The organism is Acinetobacter sp. YH12152 (genome assembly GCF_013418285.1).
GTDB classification, from domain to species: Bacteria; Pseudomonadota; Gammaproteobacteria; order Pseudomonadales; family Moraxellaceae; genus Acinetobacter; species Acinetobacter amyesii.
In genome coordinates, this window is sequence record NZ_VPCH01000081.1 from 1 (window position 1) to 7847 (window position 7847).

General features: G+C 37.6%; 4 protein-coding genes and 2 pseudogenes. 3 read left to right on the top strand and 3 right to left on the bottom strand.

Annotated elements, in window-relative coordinates:
* Window positions 1–135: 135 nt before the first annotated feature.
* Window positions 136–546: pseudogene (locus tag FTU83_RS16325) on the top strand (transposase family protein); the annotation flags it as partial.
* 69 nt (window positions 547–615) lie between these two features.
* Here FTU83_RS16325 and FTU83_RS16330 read toward each other — a convergent pair.
* Window positions 616–1422 carry an SDR family oxidoreductase gene (locus FTU83_RS16330; protein ID WP_180107343.1) on the bottom strand — a complete coding sequence of 269 codons (807 nt, stop codon included), beginning with the start codon at window positions 1420–1422 and terminating at the stop codon, window positions 616–618.
* 44 nt (window positions 1423–1466) lie between these two features.
* Window positions 1467–2138, bottom strand: a complete 672-nt coding sequence (locus FTU83_RS16335; protein WP_078192215.1) for a hypothetical protein — start codon at window positions 2136–2138, stop codon at window positions 1467–1469.
* Between the two features lie 184 nt (window positions 2139–2322).
* Here FTU83_RS16335 and FTU83_RS16340 point away from each other — a divergent pair, with 184 nt between their 5' ends.
* Complete coding sequence (locus FTU83_RS16340; RefSeq protein WP_180107341.1) at window positions 2323–5217, top strand: valine--tRNA ligase; 2895 nt, start codon at window positions 2323–2325, stop codon at window positions 5215–5217.
* Window positions 5218–5304: 87 nt separating this feature from the next.
* Complete coding sequence (locus FTU83_RS16345; protein WP_180107337.1) at window positions 5305–7089, top strand: NACHT domain-containing NTPase; 1785 nt, start codon at window positions 5305–5307, stop codon at window positions 7087–7089.
* Between the two features lie 193 nt (window positions 7090–7282).
* Here FTU83_RS16345 and FTU83_RS16350 read toward each other — a convergent pair.
* Window positions 7283–7654: pseudogene (locus tag FTU83_RS16350) on the bottom strand (endonuclease domain-containing protein).
* Window positions 7655–7847: the final 193 nt, after the last annotated feature.

Sequence of the window (7847 nt, forward strand, 5' to 3'; positions counted from 1 at the left end):
CCAGATTTAAATCCAATAGAAAATATGTGGTCACGAGTCAAGGCGATTCGAACTAAGTTTAGAGTTAAAGATATTGATAAATTATTTAAAGATTACTGTAATGATTTATTTGGTATTTAGCTATATAGCGGCAAGAAAAAGACCCACACTTTCAAAGTACAGGCCATCATTCATTATCAAACTCAAAAAATCCTGAGTTTATGTACGAGTCGTGGTGCCGTACATGATTTCGAACTCTTCAAACGTAACTTGAATCAGATTCCTGCAGGTGCATTTATCCTTGCGGATAAGGGTTATCAGGGAATTTATACAGTGTATCCAAATAGCTTGTTGCCATTAAAAGCAAAGAAGCGCTGTAAACTGGATTCCGAACTAAAAATCTATAATCAGGAAATCAATAAAAGAAGAATTGGAATTGAGCATGTATTTGGCAGTTTGAAAACCTTCAAAATTCTTGCTGAGCGATATCGCAATCGAGGCAAAAGACTAGCATTAAGATTCAATCTAATTGCTGGAATTTATAACTTGGAGCTGAGTGAAAAATGACTTATGAAAGAAATCTATTAAAAAAGTCACTGTTAAGAGTGACTTTTAAACCATTTAACTTGATAAAACTTACTTCACTTTGGTTTTACGAATCATTTTATACAACGTTGTCGGTGATAATCTTGACATCCAAACACCGAGCTTTTCTTTAGAACCACCCACCACGATGTATTCTTCCCCACGTTGCAAAGATTGCACTACTGCTTCGGCAAACTCATTGGCTTCTAGACCATTTTCAATGGCTTCATCCTGATGCCCTTGTGGCTTGCCGGCACCATTGAGTGCATTAAATGAAACATTGGTTTTGACAAATCCGGGGAATATCACCGATACGCCCACCCCTTGATCCGCAACTTCCGCACGTAGACTGTTCGCCCACATATGAATGGCAGCTTTTGCAGCAGAATAGGTCGCGCGGTATTGTGTCCCTAATAAGCCTGCAACACTTGAAACAAAAGCAATTCGACCAGACTTTTGTGCTAAAAATGTCGGTAAAACGGTTTTGGTTAAATAGACTTGCGAAAAATAATCTACTTCCATGATGGCACGTTCAGTTTGCATAGTCGTATCCGTGATCAATGCACGCTGACTCAATCCCGCATTATTGATTAGCCAGTCAATTCGACCTTTATGCGCAAGGACTTGTTCATAAGCATGGCGAACTTGTTCTTCATTGGTAATATCTGCACACACTGAAAGATGCTGATCTGGATGTAATAATGAAACCCGGACTTTTTCCAACTCTTCAAAACGACGTGCGGTCAAAATGACCTGCGCCCCTTGCAAAGCACATTCTTTTGCTAAAGCTTCACCCAAACCTGACGATGCCCCAGTAATCCATACCACTTTTCCGTTCAAATCATCACGTTTTGCCATTTTGACATCCTTTTAAATAACTAATTTATTCATTTATATGTATTTTATGCTTTACGTAGTACAGGCTCATTGTTCAAAAACACCATAAAATGGTCAAAATACTGACTCATTGACTGTGCATCATAAATTTTGCCGAGTTTATCAAAACGTTTATAACCGAGTTGCGTGGTGAGATTGATGACACCGGTTAAAGTTTTATCCACCACCATGTTAAATTTCAGCATTTTTTTCGGTTCTCGCACCAAATGCGTCACCCCGGCATCGACCACTTGTGTAAATGCCTTCAATGCGAGCGGCACATATTGATTCTGCCCTTCTTTCATTTGATTGACATAGGCAAGCAAGTCGGTGGCTAAAGAGGCATCGATCGGATAATGCATATAATGCTGACCATCTTCGCTGTAAAAACGTCCATATAAATAATTTACCATCGGTACAAGGCGGTCATTGCCAAAAAAAGACACCGACCACGGCATATATTTACGGGTCGTTTCACGTATTTGCTGAATAATTTTTTCGGATTCATTGTCTCCAGACTTATTCATGCGCGCCATTTGGCCAAAAACTTGATCTAAAATTTCACATGCAATATCCGCTAAATTATCCCCTAAGGCTTTGGACTGACTTTCTGTTTCACCTGCGTTGAGCTTTTGATGAATCGTCTCAAAACGTTGATATGTCGTAGGTTGAATCTTTAAAGAAATAGAATAAGTCATTTGATATTGCTCCTTTTATCTTAGTTTTGGGATCAATGGATACTTCTTATCTTAGGTCCTATCATACGGACTCTTTTATTTACTGCCAAATCCTAAAAGTTAACATTCGCCCAACATCCCTAATTCACCATTTTTTTTGCTACAATAGATCTAATTTTTTATCCACTTTTGATCTGTTTAGACTATGACTGATTCAGCGCAAAATATTGCTACGACCTACGATCCGACCGAGATCGAAAAAAAATGGTACAAGACTTGGGAAGAGAGAGGCTACTTCAAGCCATCTCAAAAAGGTGATTCATTCTGTATTATGATTCCGCCACCAAACGTCACTGGTAGCTTGCATATGGGTCATGGTTTCAACAATGCCATTATGGATGCGTTGACTCGTTATAACCGTATGTCTGGCAAAAACACCCTTTGGCAGCCAGGTACCGACCATGCAGGTATCGCAACGCAAATGGTTGTTGAACGTCAATTGGGTGCTGAAGGCATCAGCCGTCACGACCTTGGCCGTGAAAAGTTCATCGAAAAAGTGTGGGAATGGAAAGAACAATCTGGCGGGAACATTACCCGTCAAATTCGTCGCCTTGGTTCATCTGTAGACTGGTCTCGTGAACGCTTCACTATGGATGAAGGTTTATCAAACGCTGTGAAAGAAGTGTTTGTTAAGCTGCATGAAGAAGGCTTAATTTACCGTGGTAAACGCCTAGTCAACTGGGACCCTAAACTACAAACTGCCCTTTCTGACTTAGAAGTTGAGTCTGATAAAGAAGAAGCAGGTTCACTTTGGCACTTCAAATATTTCTTTGAAGACAAATCAATCCGCACCCATGACGGCAAAGATCACATTGTTGTGGCGACAACACGTCCTGAAACATTGCTTGGCGATACAGCTGTTGCGGTTGCGCTTGATGATGAACGCTATGCAGCGCTTGTAGGCAAAAACATCATCCTACCTATTACAGGCCGTGCTGTTCCAATCGTAAAAGACGAATATGTAGACAAAGAATTTGGTACAGGCTGTGTGAAAATCACCCCTGCGCACGACTTCAATGACTATGAAGTGGGCAAACGCTGTGAACTTCCAATCATCAACATCTTCAACAAAAATGCTGAAGTTCTTGCTGAATTTGAATACATCGCGAAAGCGGGCGAGCAAATTTCTAAAACCATTCCTGCCCCTGCGGACTACATTGGTTTAGAACGTTTTGCTGCACGTAAAAAATTGGTTGCTCAAGCTGAAGCTGAAGGCTGGTTAGACCAAATTCAACCGTACACATTGAAGCCACCTCGCGGTGACCGTTCAGGCGTAATCGTTGAGCCATTACTGACTGACCAATGGTACGTAAAAATTGCACCGCTTGCAGAGCCTGCAATTAAAGCGGTTCAAGACGGTCAAATTAAGTTTGTACCTGAGCAATACAGCAACATGTACATGGCTTGGATGAATAACATTCAAGACTGGTGTATTTCGCGTCAATTGTGGTGGGGTCACCGTATCCCTGCTTGGTACGATGCTGAAGGTAACGTATTTGTCGGTCGTGATGAAGCTGAAGTTCGTGCGAAAAACGGTATTGCTCCTGAAGTTGAATTAAAACAAGACGAAGATGTGCTTGATACATGGTTCTCTTCTGGTCTTTGGACATTCTCAACTTTAGGTTGGACTGGCGACGCAGCGAAAGATAAAGAAAACTATTTCTTAAATACTTTCCACCCGACTGATGTATTGGTCACTGGTTTCGACATCATTTTCTTCTGGGTTGCCCGCATGATCATGATGACCATGCACTTCATGAAAAATGAAGATGGCACACCGCAAGTTCCGTTCAAAACTGTGTATGTACATGGTTTGGTACGTGATGGCGAAGGTCAGAAAATGTCTAAATCTAAGGGTAACGTGCTTGACCCATTAGACTTGATTGACGGTGTTGATCTTGAAACTTTAGTACAAAAACGTACTACAGGACTCATGAACCCGAAACAAGCAGCGAAGATTGAAAAATCAACCCGTAAAGAATTCCCTGAAGGTATTCAATCTTACGGTACAGATGCTGTTCGTTTCACTTTCTGTGCGCTTGCCAACACAGGCCGTGACATTAAGTTCGACATGAAACGTGTTGAAGGCTACCGTAACTTTGCCAACAAAATCTGGAACGCAACTCGTTTCGTGATGATGAACTGCGAAGAGCAAGTGATTGGTCAAGAAGTTCGTCAAGACCTTTGGGAATTACCTGAACAATGGATCGTGAGCCGTCTGCAAAAAGCGGAACAAGCCGTGCAAACAGCATTTGCGACTTACCGTTTAGACTTGGCTGCACAAGCGATTTACGAGTTCATTTGGAATGAATACTGTGACTGGTATGTCGAGCTGACTAAGCCTGTTCTAAATGACGAAAATGTATCGGTTGAGCGTAAAGCTGAAGTTCGTCGTGTTCTACTTGCTGTAATGGAAGCGTCTTTACGTTTGGCTCATCCGTTGATGCCTTACCTAACAGAAGAAATCTGGCAAACACTTGCGCCGAAACTGAACATTTCTGGCGAAACCATCATGTTGGCTCAGTACCCTGTTGCTGAACAAGCATTGATTAATGAACAAGCTGAAGCAGATATGCAATGGCTTCAAGGTTTGATTGGTGCGGTACGTAACATCCGTGGTGAGATGGGATTAGGTAATGCACGCTTATTGCCTGTACTTCTTCAAAACACCACTGATGCTGAAAAAGCACAGATCACTCGTATTGAAGCGTTATTCACTGCGTTGGCGAAAGTTGAAAGCATTACTTTCTTAGCTGATGGCGAACAACCACCATTGTCTTCTTCTTCTGTAGTGGGTCATGTGTCTGTATTCGTTCCAATGAAGGGCTTAATTGACCCTAAAGCGGAATTAGGTCGTCTACAAAAAGACTTAGACAAGGTTCAAAAACAGCATGACCAAATTGCCACTAAACTTGGCAATGAAGGTTTTGTGGCGAAAGCGCCTACTGCTGTGGTTGAAGGTGAGAAAGTTAAACTTGCTGAGTTTGCTGACCAGTTAGCGAAAATTAAAGCGAATATGGAGCAAATTGCAGCGCTTTAATGCTTTAGTTTGATTCAAAAAAATCCCCTCACTTGAGGGGATTTTTATAGTATAAATAAATTGATTAAAAAAAATATAGGGCAAAAAATGGCTGAACCCATCTCAATGGCATATAGTGCATTAATTCTCAGACCTTTTATTTCAGAAATATGCAAAGATCTATATAGTTTAAGCAAAACTAAAGGAGTTTCTTTTCTTGCATCCCTTGATATAGAAAATGTCTCAGAAAAAATATTCAATAAAACTAATAAAATTTTAATGATACGTACTATTTATGATAGTAAAAAAATCCAACATATTTCTGAATTTTATTATCCTACTAGAATAATTCTTCCAGATGAAAGTATAAAACCGATAAACAATATTAGAGAAATAAATATTCAAGAAAATATTATTATTGAAGGTACTGTTGGACATGGAAAATCCATGTTCATGAAGCACTTAACTTTTAATGAAATTATAGCAAAGCAATCACTACCCATCTTCATTGAGTTGCGTACAATTCAAAAAACTGAGAATTTAACAGACATTTTATGCTCTTATCTCACTGACATTTTAGATATTAATATTACAAAATCTAATTTCGACGATCTTGCGAAAAGTGGAAAAATATCCTTATTTTTGGATGGTTTTGATGAGTTAAATAAGGAAATTGTTCCTAATATTATTAATCAGTTAGAAAAGTGGTCTATTAAATTCCCAGAAATGAGAATTATTTGTTCTAGCCGTCCATATAATTACTTACAACACAGCCCCTATTTTACATCTATCACTCTTTCACCATTCGACACACAAGATCAAGCTGGATTTATACAAAAACTTACAAGTGATATTGATATTTCAAAACAATTAGTGCAAAAAATTAATGAAAGTGCAATTGGTCTCAAGGAAGTTCTTAAAACTCCACTTATGATCACATTATTTGTAATGACATATCAAACAAAACTTCAAATAGCCCTTTCTATTTCTGAGTTCTATAGAGATATATTTGATGTTCTAATGAATAGACATGATTATCTAAAGCTACCTTATGAAAGAGCAAGATTTGTTGAAGCTACTCAATCAGAACTTGAAGATATATTTCAAGAATTTTGCTTTTATACTAAAAACAATGGTAATAAAATTTCATTTGATAAACAATATTTTGCTGACGGTCTTAAAGAAGCTTGTACTTTATTAAACCTTAAATTTGATTACAATGATGTAATTTCTGAATTGACAAAAAATATTTGTTTAATTTTAAAAGATGGAAATGAATACAGCTTTATACATAAGAGTATACAAGAGTTTTTTGTGGCAAACCTATTGAAAAGCTTTGACCCAGAAGTTTTAGAAAAGTTCTATACAGATATGTTTAATTATGAAAACTATAAAAAATTTGAAGTTGAATTAAAATTCTTAAGTGAGTTAGACAAATTAAACTATTATAAGTTCTTAGTTATACCATCCATAAATAAATTCTTCGTCGATATTAAATTTCATGAAAAAGGTATTCAATATTTTTTACAGAGCATACATATTGTAAAAGATAAAGACCTCCATACAGATAAAATAATTTTATTATTAGATTTTGATTATGATATTAATTACGGATATATTCACAATCACATAATCCAATATTTATTATTATTAATGATTCATAAGACAGACAATGTAACGTCATTAGAAATTTTATCCACTAATGAATATTCTATTTCAGACTTCACTGTCAATGATCTATTAACTATTCAAGTGAGACAGATAATGTTAAGTGAAAATCTTCTAGAAAAAGCTTTAAACGCGCTCACCAAAAACCTTGAAGATGCTAATAGTTATGTAAAATCCAAAACTCAAAGATCCTATAAAGTTGTCAGAGATAAATCCATTGACTGACACTATTTGGTATAAATCATGAATCCATCTATTACTAAACTGATTTTTAATGAATTTATATCCTCCAAAGTAACATATTAAAATTTCCCTCTTTAACTCTCTCTACTTTTAGAAGAGAATTTTGGTGAGGTACTTTTATCTTATCTAGAAACCATCATCCCCCGCCTTCTCCCCAAGGGAGAAGGCGCTTTCATTATTCATTTACTTTCAGTTCAACACATATCTGGCATAAGTGCTCTAAAACCACACTCGTCCGCCCCAACACATCATGATTCCAATACCGAATCACCTTTAAACCCAAAGCCTCTAAAAACATAGTCCGTTCAGCATCATATTCTATTGCATCGTCTGTTCCATATTGACTGCCATCCAACTCAACCACCAAACCAAACTCATGACAGTAAAAATCTACAATATAAGGTTGGATCACATGCTGACGACGAAATTTAAGGTTCATAAAACGCTTGGCACGGATTATTTACAACATGAGATGTTCAGCATCGGTGGCGGTGTGACGCATGGTTTTGGCGAATATTAAAAGTTGGGGGTCGAGTTTATTGTTCATTACGTTTTGTTTTTATTATTTTAATCAGATTATCAAATTTTATAACCTCTCCCTAGCCCTCTCCTATAAGGCATAGGTATCTACACAAATCCCAAGTTTTGGGTTAAATTGAAGAGCATGCTCTTCAATTTAATATCTCCCATCTTGATACACGTCTCGTCAGACGATACAACGCCCTCGTAAAGCTTAATAT